This is a genomic window from Symbiobacterium sp. (assembly GCF_040797425.1).
Classification (GTDB): domain Bacteria; phylum Bacillota; class Sulfobacillia; order Symbiobacteriales; family Symbiobacteriaceae; genus Symbiobacterium.
Window position 1 is genome coordinate 1 of the sequence record NZ_JBFNEH010000124.1, and the last position, 1,971, is coordinate 1,971.

The window sequence follows — 1,971 nt, forward strand, 5'->3', positions numbered from 1 at the left end:
CTCCCGAACTGCGCAGAGGAAGTCGGGAACCTGCGTTCGCGTCAACTGGCCGTCCGTGTCGGTTACTGGCCGGCCTGGGTCGCGGGGCCGCCCGGATGGAACCATGTCCGTCCGGGCGGCCCGTTGTATGCGAACCAACTCTCATTCTATGCTAGCCGCCAGTATTGTGCGATAATAGAGACAGATAAGCCCAGGTCACGGAGGGGGCGGAACCAGTGCCCCAGGCCGTTCAGGACACCCTCGACAGGCTGCTGGTGAGCACGCTGGTCCAGGTCCCAATCGGGGGCCTGATCGGCATTCTCCTCGGCTACGTGGTCGTCTCCATTGTGCAGGTGTTACGGTCCGACCAGTCGGAGTTCTTCCGGGGCCTCATCAAGATCCGGCGCGACCACCAACTGCGGGCTCTCCTGGAAAAGGTGAAGGAAGAGGCCGCCGCACTCTCTGCCCTCGTTCCCCTGTTCAACTTCTTCCATGCTGAGCTGGCCGACCTCGTGGCAGACGTCTTGGAGCGTCCGTACCTCACCGTCGGCCGGATCAGCAAGCTGTACTCCACCGTGCTCGCCGGCGCCACGCAGGTGATCCGCTCGCCGGGCCATCACCGCGCCGCCATTCTGTTCCCGGAGGGGCCTGACGGGACGCCGCCGCTGGGGCTGGCGAGGTCGCTCTATTTTTCGGAGTCCGCACAGCGGAATCTCAAGTTCGTCCGGGACTCCATCCCTGGCCGGGTACTCACCACGGGGGAGCTCTATTACTGCCGTGACACCGAGCAGGACCGCCACTTCCAGCGGAACCCCCACAGTACCCATACCTATCGTTCCTTCGTATGCGTGCCGATCCGTGCAGGCGGAAAGACGCTCGGCGTGTTGCTGGTCGACGCCGTTCCGCCTGATGCCTTCTCCAACGACGATATCAACCTGCTGCACGTGTTCTCCCGGTTTGCGGCCGTTTTGCGGCAGATCGAACTGATGGTGGATTACTCGGTCAAGGAGGTGGCCCGCCATGGTAACGAAAAGTGAGCGCATGATCCAGCGCGCCCGCCGGGAGTTCCGGTACGGCAAGGCCACTGAACTCGACATCGTGAGGCTGGTCATACGGGCCGGATCTGTTGATTCGGAGCGGGGTGATCTGCTCCGGCAGGTGAGCCGACTCCTTGACAAGGCCGAACGGTGTGGCGGGCGGTATCCATCCGTGATCAGCTGATCCGCATATCGGGCTGCACCTGCAAGGTCGGCCGCAAGCGGAAGGCCGTGGTCCGGCGAGTCCTGACGCCGGACCACGGTTCTTGTATCTCCCGCACGAGCGATCGGTTGCGGAGGCCGTCGCTCGGTGTTGCGCAGGCCCGCAGGCCGGGAAGGAGGTGTCAAGGTCTTCAATGTCAGAACTCTAGATCATCTACTCGTTCGAAGGAGGCGACGACCCGATGGAAGATCAGCCTCGCGACTACAGCGGGCCCCCGTACTGGAAATGGGCGGAGGAGGCAGAACAGCTCCGCAAGGCCGGGAACCTGGCGGAAGCTGAGGCGATCTGGCTTCGGGCCCTGGACGCGCTCGAGCAGCGGCATGCCCGTGAGGGCTGGGATGCCGTTCCCTACACCTACTACGAGCGCCTCGCGATGATCTACCGCAGTCAGAAGCGGTATGCAGACGAACTCGCCGTACTCGACCGCTACCTTGCGAGAAGTTCGTCACAGCCCGCCCGAAGGGCGGTGCAGCGGCTCAACCGAGTTCGTCAGCTGCTGGGGCAGCCGCCTGTCATGGACGAATCGCCTGACCAGGCGGAGCGCGAGATCGCCGCTGCCGCAGTCCCGTTCACCCCCGGTCCCGAACTGTCGGAACCGGAACACGCAGCCTTTATCGACGTGGAGACGACAGGTCTGGACCCCAGCTACGATCAGGTCATCGAAATGGCGGTGGTGCTCTTTGCTTTCCGGCGGAGCACCGGCGAGATCCTCGGCATCGTGGACACGTACAC

3 protein-coding genes are annotated in these 1,971 nt (G+C 63.7%); all 3 read left to right on the forward strand.

The window, feature by feature from the left end; all coding sequences use genetic code 11:
* The first annotated feature begins 215 nt into the window (after nucleotides 1–215).
* Nucleotides 216–1,016 (forward strand): GAF domain-containing protein, encoded by an 801-nt coding sequence (locus AB2385_RS16965; RefSeq protein ID WP_367656190.1) that lies wholly within the window; start codon nucleotides 216–218, stop codon nucleotides 1,014–1,016.
* Nucleotides 1,000–1,200: a hypothetical protein gene (locus tag AB2385_RS16970; protein ID WP_367656191.1), complete on the forward strand. Its 201-nt coding sequence runs from the start codon at nucleotides 1,000–1,002 to the stop codon at nucleotides 1,198–1,200. The genes AB2385_RS16965 and AB2385_RS16970 overlap by 17 nt, the downstream gene beginning before the upstream one ends.
* A 220-nt stretch (nucleotides 1,201–1,420) precedes the next feature.
* On the forward strand, nucleotides 1,421–1,971 hold a 551-nt coding region (locus AB2385_RS16975), incomplete at its 3' end, for a hypothetical protein (protein ID WP_367656192.1).